The organism is Streptomyces reniochalinae, from assembly GCF_003323735.1.
Classification (GTDB): Bacteria; Actinomycetota; Actinomycetes; order Streptomycetales; family Streptomycetaceae; genus Streptomyces; species Streptomyces reniochalinae.
Window position 1 is genome coordinate 760,485 of the sequence record NZ_QOIM01000042.1, and the last position, 16,410, is coordinate 776,894.

General features: G+C 73.9%; 11 protein-coding genes. 4 read left to right on the forward strand and 7 right to left on the reverse strand.

The window, feature by feature from the left end; all coding sequences use genetic code 11:
- From DQ392_RS28865 to DQ392_RS28890, 6 genes are all read right to left on the reverse strand, one after another.
- Positions 1-696: a response regulator gene (locus DQ392_RS28865; RefSeq protein WP_114018586.1), complete on the reverse strand. Its 696-nt coding sequence runs from the start codon at positions 694-696 to the stop codon at positions 1-3.
- A 53-nt stretch (positions 697-749) separates the two neighbouring features.
- Positions 750-2,993 carry a hypothetical protein gene (locus tag DQ392_RS35545; RefSeq protein WP_245982068.1) on the reverse strand — a complete coding sequence of 748 codons (2,244 nt, stop codon included), beginning with the start codon at positions 2,991-2,993 and terminating at the stop codon, positions 750-752.
- Between the two features lie 86 nt (positions 2,994-3,079).
- Positions 3,080-4,201 carry a sensor histidine kinase gene (locus DQ392_RS28875; protein WP_114018587.1) on the reverse strand — a complete coding sequence of 374 codons (1,122 nt, stop codon included), beginning with the start codon at positions 4,199-4,201 and terminating at the stop codon, positions 3,080-3,082.
- A 70-nt stretch (positions 4,202-4,271) separates the two neighbouring features.
- Positions 4,272-7,490, reverse strand: a complete 3,219-nt coding sequence (locus DQ392_RS28880) for an alpha-N-acetylglucosaminidase (RefSeq protein ID WP_114018588.1) — start codon at positions 7,488-7,490, stop codon at positions 4,272-4,274.
- A gap of 76 nt (positions 7,491-7,566) precedes the next feature.
- Entirely contained in the window at positions 7,567-8,214 is a 648-nt protein-coding gene (locus DQ392_RS28885) for a LuxR C-terminal-related transcriptional regulator (protein WP_114018589.1), read from the reverse strand.
- Between the two features lie 247 nt (positions 8,215-8,461).
- A complete protein-coding gene (locus tag DQ392_RS28890; RefSeq protein WP_245982070.1) occupies positions 8,462-9,289 on the reverse strand; it encodes a S1 family peptidase in 828 nt (275 codons plus the stop codon).
- 576 nt (positions 9,290-9,865) lie between these two features.
- Here DQ392_RS28890 and DQ392_RS28895 point away from each other — a divergent pair.
- Positions 9,866-10,669 carry a putative protein N(5)-glutamine methyltransferase gene (locus DQ392_RS28895; protein ID WP_114018591.1) on the forward strand — a complete coding sequence of 268 codons (804 nt, stop codon included), beginning with the start codon at positions 9,866-9,868 and terminating at the stop codon, positions 10,667-10,669.
- Between the two features lie 6 nt (positions 10,670-10,675).
- Here DQ392_RS28895 and DQ392_RS28900 read toward each other — a convergent pair whose 3' ends face one another.
- Positions 10,676-11,596 carry a Gfo/Idh/MocA family protein gene (locus DQ392_RS28900; protein WP_114018592.1) on the reverse strand — a complete coding sequence of 307 codons (921 nt, stop codon included), beginning with the start codon at positions 11,594-11,596 and terminating at the stop codon, positions 10,676-10,678.
- Between the two features lie 279 nt (positions 11,597-11,875).
- Between DQ392_RS28900 and DQ392_RS28905 the strand changes: the two genes are divergently transcribed.
- From DQ392_RS28905 to DQ392_RS28915, 3 genes are read left to right on the forward strand one after another with little or no spacing between them, the layout of a single operon-like run.
- Entirely contained in the window at positions 11,876-13,342 is a 1,467-nt protein-coding gene (locus DQ392_RS28905; RefSeq protein ID WP_114018593.1) for an aldehyde dehydrogenase family protein, read from the forward strand.
- Between the two features lie 28 nt (positions 13,343-13,370).
- Positions 13,371-14,921, forward strand: a complete 1,551-nt coding sequence (locus DQ392_RS28910; RefSeq protein ID WP_114018692.1) for a GMC family oxidoreductase — start codon at positions 13,371-13,373, stop codon at positions 14,919-14,921.
- Positions 14,921-16,408: an APC family permease gene (locus DQ392_RS28915; protein WP_114018594.1), complete on the forward strand. Its 1,488-nt coding sequence runs from the start codon at positions 14,921-14,923 to the stop codon at positions 16,406-16,408. The genes DQ392_RS28910 and DQ392_RS28915 overlap by 1 nt, the downstream gene beginning before the upstream one ends.
- Positions 16,409-16,410 lie beyond the last annotated feature (2 nt).

Below are 16,410 nucleotides of genomic sequence, written 5' to 3' on the forward strand. Positions count from 1 at the left end.
TCAGGCCCGGTCCCCGGCGTCCCCCGTCACGCGGGCGTCCCCGGCCGCGGGGACCAGGCCCGCCTCGTGCGCGAGGATCGCCGCCTGCACCCGGTTGCGCATGTCCAGCCGGGCGAGGACCTGGCTCACATAGGTCTTCACCGTGCCCTCCACGACGTGCAGCCGCGCGGCGATGTCGGCGTTCGACAGGCCCGCGCCGACCAGGCCCAGCACCTCGCGCTCCCGCGGCGTCAGCACCGCCGTGCGCGCCCGCGCGTCCGTGCGGCGGCTCAGCGCGCCGGTGTCCAGGTGGGCGATGACACGCTGGGCGACCGTGGGGGAGAGGTAGGCACCACCTCCGTGTACGGCGCGCACACCGGCCAGCAACTCCTGTGGGTCACCGGACTTGAGAACGAAACCGGCGACGCCGGAACCGAGCGCCGCGGCGATGTACTCGTCCTCGCTGAACGTGGTCAGCATCATCAGGGCGCTTTGCGGGCACGTGCGGCGCAGCTCGGCGGCGGCACGCAGCCCGTCGAGCCGCGGCATCCGGATGTCGAGCAGACACACGTCAGGGCGGTGCCGTTGCGCCAGGTCGACGGCCTCGTGGCCGTCGCCCGCCTCGGCGACCACCTCCAGATCCCCGGCCGAGGCGAGGATCGCCCGCACCCCGGCCCTGATCATGACCTCGTCATCCGCCAGCAGTACCCGGATCATCGTCCTCGTCTCCCCGCTCCCGCCCCGTGCGCGAGGCCGTCTCCCCGGTCACGCTAACCCAGCCGAGTCCTGGCGTGCTCCGTGGAGCCGTCCGCGCGCTCACCGGCCAGCCGGACCGAGGCGTCCCGGCCCCCGACGCGGGCCGCCAGCGTGTGCCCCACCGCCGCGACAGGCCCCTCCGCCAGCCCGCGGCCGCGGGCCCGCAGACGCGTCACGCCCGCGTCGGCCGCGGCCAGCACGTACCAGTCGCCCCTCTCCGACCTCCACAGCGCACCGGCGAGCACCTCGTGGGAGCGCGGGCCGCACGCGCGGGTGTCCCGCGCCCGCCACGTGACGGCTCCGCGGTGTCCCGGAGCCGCCGCGGGCGGCTGGAACCCGGTCAGCACCCGCGCGCCCGTGCCCCGCCACGTCTCCGCCCTCGTGCACACCCACGCCGCCTCACCCGCACCGTCCGGCAGCCGCTGCCGGGCGAACTCCCAGGTGTTGACGGTCTCCACGCCCCTGTCGAGCACCGCGGGCAGCCGGCAGACCGTGTGCGCCAGCCGACGCCGGGCCGCCGCACCGGTCGCCGGGTCCCGGCGCTTCCCGTCCGTGAGCCGCGCCGGCAGCGGCTCCCCCAGGTCCGTGTAGAGCTGGACGTCCTCCGCGACGCCGCGGCTGCCGGCCAGCGCCAGCCCCGGCCAGCTCTCGCAGTGCCCCGGCTGGGTCACGGGCAGCGGCACGCGTGCGGTGACCCCCGCCTCGTCCCTGGACAGCACACGGCCCTCCCGGTCGCCCGGGTCGAGGAGATCCACCCGGGCGACACCGGCCACCCACGGCGCCGTCAGATAGCGGACCTCGCCCTCGGTACGGGAGACGGCCAGCGCCCCGGACGCCGCCGCCCCCGCCCCCGCGCCCGCCGTCCGCGCCAACTCCACAGAGACCCCGTCGCGCGCCGCCCGCGAGCCGTCCCGGGCGTCCCACGGCTCGGTATAGCGCGCCACCCGCAGCCCGTCGTACAGCACCACCACCGCCGTACCGTCCAGCCGGCCCGCGTACAACAGGTGGGGCGGCCCAGGAGGCGGGCCCGTCGCGGTGCCGGGCGTGGCGCTGACCCGCACGTCCGTGCGCGGCCTCGCCCAGGCGACCAGGGCACGGCGCAGCAACGACGCGTCGCCCGTCAGGGCGCCACGCGCGGGCCACGTGCCCAGATCCACGCGGGAGGCCAGCCGCCAGGTGTCGGCCCCCACGCGGACCAACGCACCCGGATCGAGCGCCCGCTGTGCGTCCGTGCCCCGCACGAGGGGAGCCCGCGTCGCCGCGTCGGGCCCCCAGGTGTCTCCCGGCACCCCCAGCAGACCACAACAGGCCAACGCCGCACCCACCGCGGCCGCCACCACCCGAGCCCGCCGCCGCCGCCGAACGACGACGAGGGGATCGGCCCCACCGACAGCGCACAGAGCACACGCGGCACCGGGCCCGGGCACCTGTCCGCTCCCGGGCGCGTGCCCGGCCCCGGCTGCCGGCCCGGGCCCGGCTGCCGGACCGGTTCCAACCGTCTGCCCGGCCCCGGACGCCGGACCGGGCCCGGCTGCCGGACCGGCCTCGGGCGCGTGCTCGGCCCCGGACGTCCGTCCGGCCGCAGGTGCCGGTCCTTCCTCGGGCGCCGGGCCAGGCGCCGGTACGAACCGGGCCTCGGCCGCGGCGCGGTCGCCCACGGCGTCCGTGCCGGCCTCGGCCGCCGCGTCGGTCCCGGCGTCCGCGCCGGCCTCTGCCGCCGCTCCGGTGCGGGCCACCGATCCGGCGCGAGCTTCGGCTTCGGTGCGGGTCACCTGTTCACCGTCGTCTCCCGTCCCGGCGCGAGCCACCGATGCGGCGCACGCCGGGGCCTCGGCGTGCGCCACCGTCTCGGCGTGGGCCAGTGCCGCGTCCGGGTCGCGTACGTGGGCGGCGCCCAGGAGTTGGCGGATGGCGGGGTCGGTCAGGCCCTCCAGGTGGCGTAGCGCGTGCGCGGCGCGGGCCGGGGCCTCGGTGGGCGGAGGGCGGCGCGGCCACCACGGCCGCTCCAGCGCCGCACGCACCACGCGCAACCTCAGCCACACGTACACCGGGTCCTCGCCCCGCGCCCCGGTCAGCGGGAGCCTCGCGGTGGACGTGCACCGGCGCGGCAGCGCGCTCCGCGCCACCTCGTGTGCCGTCACCGCTCGCCGCGGCGCCCCGTCCAGCATCCCGTAGGCGAGCCGGACCAGCCGAGGGTAGTGCCGCACGAGGGCCGCCTCGGCCTGCTCGACATCCAGCGTCGCGGGCCGCTCACTCACACTCCCTGAAACGAGGCACGTGCGAGGGGAGTCACCCCTGTCCACCGCGCGGGTGGCGGTCCATCCGTCAGTGCTACCGGGGGCCCTCAGGTCGGCTGCGCGGGGACTTCCAGTGTCACCATCGTCGGCCCGTCGGCCGGGCTGTCGAGGGCCAGGACGCCGTCGAACTGGGCCAGCCGCCGCTGTACGCCCCGCAGTCCGGAGCCGGCGTCGAGGGAGGCGCCGCCCTTGCCGTCGTCGGTGACGGTGACGCGGACGGCGCCCGCGTCGGGGGTGTCCTCGGCGTACAGCACGTCGAGCCACACCCGGGAGGGCTCGGCGTGCTTGGCGGCGTTGGTCAGCACCTCGCTCACCGCGAAGTAGACGGCCGTCTCGACGGGCTCGTCGAAGCGTCCCGGCAGGTCGATGTCGGCCTCCACCGGGATCTGCATGCGCAGGGCCAGCGCGCGGAGCGCGTCGGGGAGGCCGCGTTCGGCGAGTACGGGCGGGTGGATGCCGCGTACCAGGTCGCGCAGTTCCGTCAGCGCCTCGGCGCTGTTCTCCCGCGCCTGGGCGATCAGCGCCTTGGCCTTGGCGGGGTCCCGCTCGACGAGGGCTTCGATGGTGCCCAGGCTCATGCCCATGGCGACCAGCCGGGCCTGTGCACCGTCGTGCAGGTCGCGTTCGATGCGGCGCAGCTCGGCCGCGGAGGAGTCCACCGCGTCGTGCCGGGTCTCGTACAGCTCCGCGACCCGGCGGGAGAGCAGCATCTCGCGGGTGGGCTCCAGCATCCGCGCGGTCAGCTGGTGGTTGAGCGGCAGCATCGGCGGCAGCAGCGCCGTGGTGAAGCCGGCCGTCATGTCGGCGGGCAGCCAGGAGATGTCGCGCCAGGTCGCGGGGTCCTTGAGCAGCCACACGCACTGCTCCACCCAGCCGACGACGCCGCCGCCGCGTTCACGCGGCCAGGGCCGGTACGGTTCGGGCACCTCGATGCCGCCCCACCGGTGGACGAGCCTCCGCCGCTGGTTGGCGTAGCGGCGGAGGGCGCGCTGGACGGGTGGGAAGGTGACGACGCCCACCCCGATGGGCAGCAGCGCGAGCGAGACGACGGAGAGCACGAACAGCAGGATGGAGAGCGGGAGCGTGACGACGGCGAGCGCGGGCCCCCTCACGAGCGCCAGCATCAGCTCGTGCGTCTGTACCGCGGCCCGCGGTCGCTCGTCCGTCACGTCCCGTTCCCTCCCCGTACCGCCCCTCGCCCGCGCCGCGGGCGCACCGCCCGCGGCGCGGGCCGCGCGGCTAGCGCTTGCCCGTCTTCCAGCCGGCGAACTCGGCGAGTCCGCGGGCCGTGCCGCCGCCGTTGGTCGCCGTCATGAACGCGCCGGCGTCCTGACTGCCTGACGCACCGGGCACCTCGACGGTTGAGACGGTACGCCAGTTCTTTCCGTCGTCGGTCGACAGCTCCCCGGTGAAGGAGCGTCCCGAGCGGGAGAGCCGCAGGGTGACGGGGGCCGTGACGCCGGTGATCTGCCGGTAGGTGTCGAGGGTGCCGTCGCCGTCGCTGTCCCAGGAGAGTACGACGCCGCTCGCGGGGGTGGCCGCCAGGTTCACAAAGCCGCCGGAGGCCGCGTCGGCCAGCCGGTTGCGTACGACGATGCCCGCGCGTGCCCACGGGCCGCTGTTCTCCTGGGAGACGACCTTCAACGTCACCGTGGCGCCGTCCGCCAGCGCCCCGGGCCGGTAGAGGGCGCCGAACTCGGCGGTCGCCTTCCACAGGTCGGCTCCCGCGCCGTCGATCGCCCACCGGCCGTCGAGGTGCCCGAAGACGGCGTCGTTCGTCGTCACCGTCCGTACGCCGTCGGGCAGTGGCCCCGCCCGGTAGAGGCGGTCGGACCTGCTGGTGGCCACCCGGTCCTGGCCCGAGGGGCCGGAGAGGACCTCCACCGTGTACTCCAGCGCGTCGAGGGGGTCGCGCAGCGCCCGCTTCGCCCCCGTGGGGACCCGCCAGCGGACGGTGGCGCTGCCGCCGGGCTCGATGGCGCGGTGCGAGGTCGGGTCCTGCGCCTCGGCGCCGTCGAGGCCGCGCAGCGTCACATCGACGTTCCCGGTGGCGCTGAGCCCGTTCTCGTTGCGGTACTCGGCCCGTACGGTGCACGGCTCGCCCGGCGGGACGGCGCGGGGCTCGGCGATGACCTTCAGCGACGCCTGGTACGGGGCCTTGGCCAGCACGTCACGCACGCGGGTCGCGGTGGCGTACGGGTCACTCGCCGCCCGCGTCGGATAGTCGTTCGTCTTCCGCGTCCAGGGCTCCTCCTGCGCGTACCAGTCGAACTTCTTCGGCGCGCGGTTTTGTTCGAGGGCGTCCGTGAGGTCGTCGAGGAACGCCTTCCACTGCGGGAGGTGGAAGTCGCGGATGAGGCCGTGCCAGTCGCGGTTGGCGTAGTTGGCCAGGTGGCCGCCGTCGGCCGTGGGGCGGTCGGCCCAGGTGGTGACGAGGGCGCGGGCGGTGCGCTCCAGCTGTGCGTCCTCCGTCGTCGAGCTCCCCGCAGCGCGTGCGGCCTGGAGCCACGGGCCCAGCAGGAAGGCACGGTGACCGCCCGACATGTCGTCGGACAGCTCCAGCAGCTTCAGCCACAGCGCGGCCAGCTTCTTGAAGGTGGCCGCGTCCTTGTTGTTGTAGGCGTCCTCCAGCTGCGGGATCAGCGTCCAGGAGCGGTTGGCGAGGACCTGACGGCCGATGTCGGTCAGGTCGTACCGGTAGGCGTCGCTGGAGCGCAGCCCCTCGCCGACACCCAGCAGTGCCGAGAAGGCGCCGTCGAAGGCGGGCAGGTCGAACGCGGGCGTGTGGGTGGCGTAGTAGGCGCCGGAGCGGGCCGAGAGGCTGGGCCGGGCGGCGAAGACGCTGTCGTGCGGGCGCCCGTCCTTGCTGCTGATCCGGTACGCGGTCTCCCGCAGCGCCGTCATCGCCTTGTCCGCCTGGGCGTCCTGGCCGCCGTAGCGCAGCTTCGCGTACCCGGTGAACCAGCTGCCCCGGTCCACTGCCTTCTCGCGCCACGCCAGCTCGCTGAACAGCTCCAGCGCCGCCGCGTCGCGGTGCGTGGCCTCCGGCATGTAGCAGGTGCCCACCAGCTTGCTGCCCGACTTGTCCCGCCAGGCGGTGAAGCGCTCGGTCCACATGTGGGTCTTGGCGCCGATGGTGGTGCGGCCGCCGAAGTTGGGGATGCAGCCGAACGCGTAGGGCACCCCGCCCCAGTCCTTCTCCCGGTCGGTGACCTTGTCCAGGTCGGAGAGGCCGTCGACGATGAGCATCCTGTCCTTGGCGGTGAGCCCGTCCAGCAGGTCCTTGCGCGGGTTCTCCTGCCAGCCGAGAATCACCCAGGTGGCGCCGGGCCGCGCGGTGTGCAGGGCCTTCTCCACCGCCCGCGCCGCCTCGGGCACCGGCACGTCGCCCGGGTCGCCGCCCTCGTGCAGCAGGTCCATCTTGAAGTGGTCGACGTCGCCGAAGAGTTTCCGCTGGTGCTGGTAGAAGGAGGCGGCCACCTTGCGGAAGGCGTCCGTGCGCGGGTCGAGCCACGGCGGCCGGTCCAGCCCGCTCCACTTGCCCTGCGGCACGGTGCGGGCGCCCTTGTTGCGCTTGGCGAAGTCGGCCGGGACGGTGCCGAAGTATCCGGGCAGCACCGGCTTCATGCCCAGCTCGCGCATCCGGCCGACGATGCGCTTGCCCAGGTCGGTGCGTTTCTTCAGCAGCGCGGTGCTGATCGGGCCGCCGTACTCGGCCATGTTCTGCAACAGCCACCACGGCTGGTGCGTGGGCGCCGGGATCCAGGCGCGGGCCTGGGCCTCGCTGTACCCGAAGTCCTGGAGCACCTGGTGGTAGACGGCCTCCTGGCCCGCGGTGACCAGCACCTCGTTGAAGCCGTGCAGGGCCAGCACGTCGAGGAAGCGCTCCCAGTGTTCCCAGTCGGCGTAGGGGGCCGTGTAGCCGTCGTGGGTGTCGTTGAGGGCGAACCTGTTGGCGACGGTGGCCTTCTGCGCGTGCTGCGCCCGGGGCGCGGGCAGCGTCGCCGGGAGGTCGAGCCGGCTGCCCGACCAGGAGACGTGGGCGTCGCAGCTGTACTTGAGGTACCAGTGCAGGCCCATGAGCATGGCCACGGGCCCCGTGCCCGCCACCCGCACGCCGCCCGCCTTGCCGGTGACCTCGAACCGCTCGGGTCCGCCGATCTGCTGGAAGGTGACCTGCCCGGCGTGCTGGGGCAGCAGCCGCTGGAGCGCCTGCTGCGCCGCGTCGACGCCCGGCGCCTTCGCCCGCCGTGAGCCTGTGCCGGTGCGCTGCCCGTCCGTCCGCTGAGCCGCCATGGCGGGGGCGTACCCACTGCAGAGCGCGAGACCCGCGCCGAGCGCGCCCGTCGTGCCCAGCACGGCCCGCCTGTCGAGGGGGGCGCGGGCCCGCGGCACCGCGGAGTGATCGGACTGCTCGTATTCGTCGTATCTTCTGCGCTCGTCGATCGGCTCGTGCATGGGGGCGCCTCCACCTGAGGGGTGTTCTGCCGTATGTGACCAAAGACACGTACGGTGAGGCACGGTAACGAAGCGGTCAGCCTCGGTCGAGGTAGGCGAGCACGGCGAGTACGCGCCGGTTGTCGTCGTCGGAGGGCGGCAGGCCCAGCTTTCCGAAGATGTTCGAGGTGTGTTTGGCGACGGCCCGCTCGGTGACGACCAGCTGTGCCGCGATGGCCGCGTTCGATCTGCCCTGCGCCATCAGCTCCATCACCTCCTTCTCGCGCGCCGTCAGGTTCCCCATCGGCGCGTCCTGCGAGCGCCGCGTCAGCAGCTGCTGGATCACCTGCGGGTCCATCGCCGTACCGCCCGCGGAGACCCGCCGTACGGCGTCCACGAACTGGTCGGCGTCGAACACCCGGTCCTTGAGCAGGTAGCCCACGCCGCCGTTCCCGTCCGCCAGCAGCTCGCGCGCGTACAGCTGCTCGACGTGCTGGGAGAGGACCAGCACCGGCAGCCCCGGACGCTTGCGGCGCGCCTCCAGCGCGCACTGGAGCCCCTCGTCCGTGAACGACGGCGGCAGCCGTACGTCCACCACGGCCACGTCGGGCTCCAGCTGGGCGAGCGCCCGGCTCAGTTCGGGGCCGTTGTCGACCGCCGCCGCGATCTCGAAGTCGAACGCCTCCAGCATGCGGACGAGCCCGTCCCTGAGCAGGAAGAGGTCCTCAGCGATCACGACACGCACGGAAAACTCCAAACACGGTGGCCGGCTGGGCCGTATGGCGGTGGAGCCACGAATCTACCCGTACGGGCCCGTCGGGGCCCCCGGGTCCGGTCGGAGCGGGGGCCCCTTGTGCGGTGCGCTGTGGCGCGGTGCGGTGCGGCGCACCGGCTGCCGAGCCGGGGCTCAGCGGCCCAGCCGCCCAGCGGCCCGCCGGCTCAGCAGCCGGGGCAGCGGCCCAGCGGCCGGGGCAGTGGGCTCGGCAGTGGGCTCAGCCGATGACGTCGCGTATCCAGTCGCTGTGCTCGGCGACGCTCGGGTAGATGTCGGGCGTCGAGGCGCAGTCACCGACCGACCGGCTCGTCACACCGGCCAGCTGCCAGCGGCCCGCCACCTCGGTGAGCGCGGGCGCGCCGGAGTCGCCTCCGCACGTTCCGGCCTCGCCGCCCGGATTGTCGGTGCAAAAGTCGCCCTCGCGGATGCCCCAGGCGTCCCCGTCCGTCTCGTTGGAGGCGCACTTGGGCGTGTCGGGGGAGAGCACCGGCAGGTCGATCTCGCGGTGCTTGACGGGCAGCTGCGAGGGGTCGTTCCCCGTCGCCTTGGTGTAGCCCCATCCGGTGGCCTTGACGGTGTCGCCGGCCGCCGGGGTCCGGGAAGCCAGCGGAGCGGGCTCCTTGGAGACCTCGGTGGAGAGCTGGACCAGCGCGAGGTCGTGCGCGCTGCCCTCCTCGTCCGCGTGCCGGTAGTCCGGGTGCACCACGAACTTCTCCACCTGGGCGACCTCGCCGCCCTCGGTGCGGTCCAGGGAGCCGATCCGCACGTGGTAGGCGCTCGGGTCCTCAGGCGTGTCGGCGGTGACGCAGTGCGCGGCCGTCAGCACCCAGTCGGCGGCGATCAGGGTGCCGCCGCAGTAGTGGCCGTCCGGATCGTCGCCGCGCTGCTTTTGGAGGGAGGCGATGAACGAGTAGTCCTCGGCCGACTCGTGGCCACCGATGATCTTCGTCTGGTTTCCGGGGTCTTTGCCCGCGTCCGCCGGCTGGGCCGCGTAGGCGGTCGTGCCCGCCGCGGCGAGCCCCAGGGAGAGAGCAGGCGTGAGCACCGTGCGTGCGAGGCGCCGTGTGAAGGCGTGCTGGTGGTACCTGATGAGCTTGTCCCTTCTGCTTCCTCTTCGGCCCGCCGCCGTCCGCGGGCAGCCGCCGCTGCTCCGGCGCCGGGGGCTGGGGGATGGGCGCGGGGCCGCCCGGGGACGACGAGGCGCGGCGCCCGGTCTCCCCTGGGCACCGTCGGTGCCGTTCGCCTCACCAGATGACACAAGCATCTCCCCGTCAGATGTGGCACTCCCATCTCATCGCGCTCAACTCTTGTGTGTCCACAGCTTTTTGACCGCCGACGGCGCACCGGGGGCGCCTCGCCGCGGCGGACAGGGCGGCGGTGCCGCCCTGTCCCTGCCTCCGCGCTCCGCGACCGGCCCGGAAGCCCGGATCCACGCCGTGCGCGGGGCTGCCGTCGGGTAGGCTTGCCGACCGGTACCGCACGTCCGAGCGACGCGGAGAGAGGGAGGTGAGAAGCATTTCCGCTGTGACAGGCACCGTGCTCTCGCCCCGCACCGGGCGGCCCGCGACGCGCTGAGCGGACGCCGGGGACAGCGGGAGCGCTGAGATCCGGAAAGGCTCCCATGCACGCTCGATCCGACGACTTCCCCCTGGCCGAGACCGACCTGGTCCTACGGCTCCGCACCGCGGGCTGCGTCTTCGCCGAGGACGAGGCCCGCCTGCTGCGGCAGACCGCACGCGACACGGCCGAACTCGATGCCATGGCCGCCCGGCGCATCGCCGGGCACCCCCTCGAACACGTACTGGGCTGGGCGTGGTTCGCCGGCCTGCGCGTCGCCGTCGAACCGGGCGTCTTCGTGCCCCGGCGCCGTACGGAATTCCTCGTACGGTGCGCGGCCGACGCCGCCCCCACCGCGACGCCGCCCCTCGTCGTGGACCTGTGCTGCGGCACGGGCGCCGTGGGCGCCGCGGTCCTCGCGGCGCTGTCGGACCGCGGAGAACTGCACGCCGCCGACATCGACCCGGCCGCCGTGCGCTGCGCCCGCCGGAACCTGGCCCGCGCGGGCGGACACGTCCACCAGGGCGACCTGTTCGCCGCGCTGCCACCCGCGCTGCGCGGACGGGTGCACGTGCTGACGGCGAACGTCCCCTACGTGCCGACCGGGGAGATACCGCTCCTCCCGCCCGAGGCCCGCGACCACGAGCCCCGCCCCGCCCTCGACGGCGGACCCGACGGGCTCGCCCTGCTGCGCCGCGTCGCCGCCGACGCCGCCGCGTGGCTCGCCCCCGGCGGAGCGCTGCTGACCGAGACCGGCACCCGGCAGGCCGAGCCGGCCGCCCGGCTGCTGGCGGCGGCCGGTCTGACGCCGACCGTCGCGGAGGACCCCGACCTGCACGCGACGGTCCTCACGGCCCGGCGCCCATGATCCCCGTCACTCCAGGGGCGGCAGTTGCTCCTGGGCGCGGTGCAGGACCGAGGTGACGGCCTCCGCGAAGCGGGCCCCGCACGGGTGGTCACGGTCGCCGCCCGTGCGGGCCGTCTCCAGCAGGGCGTCGAGGGCCCGGCCGAAGGAGACGGCGGGTTCCTCCTCGCGGAGCGGGAGTTCGGCGATCCCCGGTGCGCCCCGCACCTCAGCGGTGACCCCGGCGGCCGCCGGGGTCACCGAGTGGCTGAGCGTGCATGTGCTGGAGGCGCCGGAGGCGTGCCGCAGCACCAGGTGCACGGTGTCGCCCACCCCGCCGCGGGCGGCGGTCACGCTCTCGGCCTCGCCGAGCAGCGGCAGCAGTACGGACAGCGCGTGCGGGCCGACGTCCCACAGCGCGCCCTTCTCGCGCCGCCAGGGCGAGGCGGTGTAGGGGGAGTCGGCGCCGCCGAAGACAGGGGAGAGCCAGTCGGCCCGCCCCACCTGCCAGTCTCCCGCGGACCGCGCGCGGAAGGTCTCTCCCCGGCGGGCCGTCTCGCGGAGCCAGTCGCCGGTCGTGTCGGAGAAGTGCAGGGTGAAGAAGACGACGCAGCCGACGCCGCCTCGCTCGACCGCCTCGGTCACCGCGCGCGCCGCCTCGGGTGTCGTGGCGACGGGTTTGTCGAGCAGCAGGTGGCAGCCGGAGTCGGCGGCGCGCACGGCGAGTGGGGCCTGCACGTCGGGCGGCAGGGCGATGGCCACCGCGTCGCAGTCCGCGAACAGCGCGTCGATGTCGGCGTAGGCCCGGGTGCCGAGCTGCTGGGCGAGGGCGCCGGTGGGCTCCGCGCGGCGCCCCCAGACGCCGACGAGGTCCACGTCCTGGTGAGCGGCGAGCGCGGGCCCGTGGGTGCGCTGTGCCCATGGCCCGGTGCCGAGGAGTCCGCATTTCATGTCCGCAGCGTAGGAGAGGCCCGCCCCGCGGGGGAGAGGGTGTCGGCGGCGGCCCCGGCACGCCGCGGGGTGCGCGTCCGTACGGGGGAGCGCCGCGTTGCCCCATCAGTGCCGACTATCGCCCCTCACGTGTGCACGCCCGGTGCGTCCCGTGGCCGTCGCCGCCGCCCCGCGCCATCGTGACGCCGGGCCGGGACCGGTCCGGTCCCCGGTCGGGAACGAAAGCCGGGTCCGACGCCCGGTCGGAGCGGCCGGGGCCGAGTGAGGGAGACGGACGTCATGGCGGAGCTGTTCATCGACGGGGAGTGGCGGCAGGCCGCGGCGGGCGGGCGGCGGGAGGTGGTCAACCCGTTCGACGCCTCCGTGATCACGACGGTCGACGAGGCGGACGAGACCGATGTCGACATGGCGGTACGGGCCGCCAAGCGGGCCTTCGAGCGGGAGGAGTGGGCCGGTGCCCCCACCCGGCGCCGCGCTGACGTGCTCCACCGCGTCCACGATCTCCTCCTGCGCGACCAGGAGGAGATCGCCCGCACCGAGACCCTCGACACGGGCAAGACGCTGGCCGAGGCCCGTATCGACATCGAGGACGTGGCCAACGCCTTCCGCTACTTCGCGGAGCTCGCGGGCAAGGACGGCGGACGGGTGGTGGACGTCGGCCCCGATGTGCTCAGCCGCGTCGTGTACCACCCGGTCGGAGTGTGCGCGCTGATCGCACCGTGGAACTATCCGCTGCTCCAGGCGTCCTGGAAGGTCGCCCCCGCGCTGGCCGCGGGCAACACCTTCGTCCTCAAGCCGAGCGAGACGACGCCGCTGTCCACGCTCGCCATGGTCCGCCTCATCGCGGAGGCGGGCGCACCGCCCGGGGTCGCCAACCTGGTGCTCGGCTCCGGCGCGAGCGTGGGCGCCGCGATGACCGCGCACCCCGAGGTGGACCTGGTCTCCTTCACCGGCGGGCTGTCCACCGGGCGGCGGATCATGGAGAGCGTGGCGCCCGGGGTGAAGAACCTGGCGCTGGAGCTGGGCGGCAAGAACCCGAACGTGGTCTTCGAGGACGCCGACTTCGACGCGGCGCTCGACTACGCGCTGGACGCCGCGTTCCTGCACTCGGGCCAGGTCTGCTCGGCCGGCTCCCGGCTGATCGTCCAGGAGGGCCTGCACGACAGGTTCGTGGAGGAGCTGGGCGCCAGGGCCGCCGCCATCCGGCTGGGCAACGGCCTCGAGCCGATGACCGAGTCGGGGCCGCTGTCCTCGGCAGAGCACCGGGCCAAGGTGGAAGGCTATCTGGAGATCGCCCGCGAGGAGGGGGCCCGGCTGGTTACGGGGGGCCGCCGACCCGACGATCCCGAACTCGCCGACGGCTTCTTCCTGCTGCCGACCGTCTTCGCCGACTGCGACCGCTCGATGCGCATCGTCCAGGAGGAGGTGTTCGGGCCCGTCGTCACCGTCGAGCGGTTCCGCACCGAGGACGAGGCCGTCGAGCTGGCCAACGACACCCGCTACGGCCTGGCGGGCGGGGTGTGGACCAGCGACGCGAGCCGCGCCCAGCGGGTCGCGAACCGGCTGCGGCACGGCACGGTCTGGATCAACGACTTCCACCCGTACGTGCCGCAGGCCGAATGGGGCGGCTTCGGTCGCTCCGGCATCGGCCGAGAGCTGGGCCCGACCGGTCTGCGCGAGTACCAGGAGGCCAAGCACATCTACCAGAACCTCAGGCCGGGCCCCTCCGGCTGGTTCAAGGGCTGAGGGGCGCCGGGTGGACGAGGAGCACCTCATGAGCGAGAGCGCGTACGACTACGTCATCGTCGGCGGCGGCACCGCGGGCTGCGTGCTGGCGGCGCGGCTGACCGAGGACCCCGACTGCCGGGTCTGCGTCATCGAGGGCGGGCCCAGCGACGTCGGCGACGAGAACGTGCTGCGGCTGCGCAACTGGATCAACCTGCTGGAGACCGAGTACGACTACGGCTACACCACCACAGAGCAGCCGCGCGGCAACTCGCACATCGTCCACTCGCGCGCCCGGGTGCTGGGCGGCTGCTCCTCGCACAACACCCTCATCAGCTTCCTGCCCTTCCCTGAGGATCTGGACGAGTGGGTGGCCAAGGGGTGCGCGGGCTGGGACCCGGTCACGATCCTGCCCTACAGGCACCGGCTGAAGAACCACATCGTGCCCGTCGGCGAGGAGGACCAAAACCCGATCGCCCGGGACTTCGTGACCGCCGCCGCCGAGGCGCTCGGCGTGCCCGTCATCGAGGACTTCAACCGCGCCCCCTTCCCCGAGGGCGCCGGGTTCTTCTCCCTCGCCTACGACCCGGCGACGAACAAGCGTTCCTCGGCCTCGGTCGCCTACCTGCACCCCGTCATGGACCGGCCCAACCTGACGCTGAAGCTCCTCACGTGGGCGTACAGGCTGGAGCCCGACCCGGCAGGACGGCTCACCCGCGTCGCCGTCCGGTACGAGGACGGCTCCACCGGCACCGTGCACGCCGAGCGCGAACTGCTGCTGTGCGCGGGCGCGGTGGACACGCCCAGGCTGCTGCTCCACTCCGGCGTCGGACCCGCCGACGAGCTGCGCGCGCTCGGCATCGACGTCCGGGCCGACCTGCCGGGGGTGGGGGAGAACCTGCTCGACCACCCCGAGTCGGTGATCGTCTGGGAGACCAGGGAGCCGCTGCCGCCCAACTCGGCCATGGACTCCGATGCCGGGCTCTTCGTCCGCCGCGACCCCGGCCGGCCCAGACCCGACCTGATGTTCCACTTCTACCAGGTGCCTTTCACCGTCAACACCGAACGCCTCGGCTACCCCGCCGTCCCGCACGGCGTGTGCATGACGCCGAACGTGCCGCGCGCCCGCTCCACCGGACGGATGTGGCTGCGCAGCGCCGACCCGGCCGTGCACCCGGCCCTGGACTTCCGCTACTTCACCGACCCTGAGGGCCACGACGAGCGCACCCTCGTCGACGGGCTGCGCATGGCCCGCGAGGTGGCGGCCACCGCACCGCTGCGCGACTGGCTGTTCCGTGAGGTCGCCCCCGGCCTGAACCTGGTCACCGATCAGGAGCTGTCCGACTACGGGCGGCGCGCCGCGCACACCGTCTACCACCCGGCGGGCACCTGCCGGATGGGCGCCGCCGACGACCCCTGGGCCGTCGTCGACCCCGAACTGCGGCTGCGCGGCCTGGAAGGCGTCCGCGTCGTCGACGCCTCCGTCTTCCCGACCCTGCCCTCCGTCAACCCGATGGTGACCGTGCTGCTCGCCGCCGAGCGCGCCGCCGACCTGCTCACCGGGCGCCCGGGCCCCGAACCGGACGGGAGCGAACGGTGATGGCCGGCGCGGCCGCCGCACCCGCCTCCGGCGGCGACGCGGGAAGCGGGGGCGGCGGCGAGCACGGCACGGAGTTCCGCAAGGAGATGGGTCCTTGGGCCAACTTCGCCCTCGGCTTCACCTACCTCTCGCCCGTCGTGAGCACCTACACCCTCTTCGGCTCGGCGCTGGCCGAGGGCGGGCCGCCGATGATCTGGGCGTTCCTGCTGGCGGGCTGCGGGCAGTTCCTGGTCTCCCTCGTGTTCGGGGAGATCGTGGCCCAGTACCCCATCGCGGGCGGCGTCTACCCGTGGGCGCGGCGGCTGTGGGGCATGCGGTACGCGTGGATGACGGGCTGGGTCTACATGTGGGCGCTGCTGGTGACGATCACCAGCGTGGCGTACGGCGCGGGCCCCTACGTCGCCATCCTGTTCGGGTTCGACGCCAGCGTGCACACCACGGTGATCTGCACCGTCATCCTCATCGTCGTCGCCGCGCTCATCAACTACGCCGGGACCAGGGCGCTGTCCCTGGCCGCCGTCATCGGCTTCGGCGCCGAGCTGATCGGCGCCCTCATCGTCGGCGTCTACCTGCTGTCCACGCACCGCATGCACGGGCTCGGCGTCCTCTTCGACACCTACGGAACGCAGGGCAGCGGCTCCTACGCGCCGGTGTTCCTGGCCGCGGCCATCATCGGCTTCTACCAGTACTACGGCTTCGAGGCGTGCGGCGACACCGCCGAGGAGGTCGCCCACCCCGGCAAGGTCATCCCCAAGGCGATGCGCCGCACGATCTACGTGGGCGGCGCCGCGGCCACCTTCACCTGCGGTTCGCTGCTGCTGTCGGTCACCGACTACGGCGCGGTGATCTCCGGTGAGAACTCCGACCCCGTGGTCAACCTCCTCTTCGACGCGCTCGGCACCGTGGGCGCGCGCCTGGTGATGGCCGTCGTCCTCATCTCCTTCCTCTCCTGCACCGTCAGCCTCCAGGCCGCCGCCGGGCGCCTCATCTACTCCTACGCCCGCGACCGCATGGTCGTCGGACACCGGCTGCTGCGCCACTTCTCCCCCAAGCGGGCCGTGCCCGAGGTGGCGCTCCTGGTGGCCGCCGTCATCCCCGGACTCATCGCCTTCGGCTCGCTGATCTCCGCCGACGCCCTCACCAAGATCGTGTCCTTCGCGATCCTGGGCATCTACGGCGCCTTCCAGATGGTCGTCCTCGCCGCGCTGCGGGCCCGGATCAAGGGCTGGCGCGCGACCGGGGAGTTCACCCTCGGCCGCTGGGGCCTGCTGGTCAACGGCGCGGCGCTGGCCTACGGCATCTTCGCCATCGTCAACATCTGCTGGGCCCGCACGCCCGAGGAGCCCTGGTACTCCAACTACATCGTGCTGCTGTGCGGCGGCATCGTGCTGGGCACGGGACTGCTGTACATGTTCACCACCCACCACTACGGGCGCGGCGACGCCCCCTCCGGCGACGCGATCCCGCAGGCGCACGGCGCCCGCTGACC

Coding starts and splice junctions, on each gene's coding strand:
- DQ392_RS28900 (WP_114018592.1), bottom strand. CDS start 11,596: ATGAAATGCGGACTCCTCGGCACCGGGCCATGGGCACAGCGCACCCAC.
- DQ392_RS28905 (WP_114018593.1), top strand. CDS start 11,876: ATGGCGGAGCTGTTCATCGACGGGGAGTGGCGGCAGGCCGCGGCGGGC.
- DQ392_RS28865 (WP_114018586.1), bottom strand. CDS start 696: ATGATCCGGGTACTGCTGGCGGATGACGAGGTCATGATCAGGGCCGGG.
- DQ392_RS28880 (WP_114018588.1), bottom strand. CDS start 7,490: ATGCACGAGCCGATCGACGAGCGCAGAAGATACGACGAATACGAGCAG.
- DQ392_RS28895 (WP_114018591.1), top strand. CDS start 9,866: ATGCACGCTCGATCCGACGACTTCCCCCTGGCCGAGACCGACCTGGTC.
- DQ392_RS28910 (WP_114018692.1), top strand. CDS start 13,371: ATGAGCGAGAGCGCGTACGACTACGTCATCGTCGGCGGCGGCACCGCG.
- DQ392_RS28915 (WP_114018594.1), top strand. CDS start 14,921: ATGGCCGGCGCGGCCGCCGCACCCGCCTCCGGCGGCGACGCGGGAAGC.